Source organism: Planococcus sp. CAU13, from assembly GCF_000775575.1.
Classification (GTDB): Bacteria; Bacillota; Bacilli; order Bacillales_A; family Planococcaceae; genus Planococcus.
Window position 1 is genome coordinate 1 of the sequence record NZ_JRGN01000007.1, and the last position, 204, is coordinate 204.

The 204-nt window shown below is 41.2% G+C and carries 1 pseudogene; it reads right to left on the reverse strand.

What is annotated here, in order from left to right:
• Positions 1–204 (reverse strand): annotated as a pseudogene (locus tag KW93_RS00260) (peptidylprolyl isomerase); the annotation flags it as partial.

The following is a 204-nucleotide window of genomic DNA, read 5'->3' on the forward strand; positions in this document are numbered from 1 at the left end:
CTGCGCTTGGATTTCTTCATCAGTCACTTCCACACCATCAGTCAGTGCTTTTTCCTGCAATAAATTCAGACGGATTACTTTCTCGTAACTTTCTTCTGTCTGGTTATTTTGAGCAAGGAATGCCTCGTAATTTTCACCAAGCTCTTCTTTTGAACTGTCGATCTCAGCCTGAACTTCTTCATCAGTCACTTCATATTCTTCAGC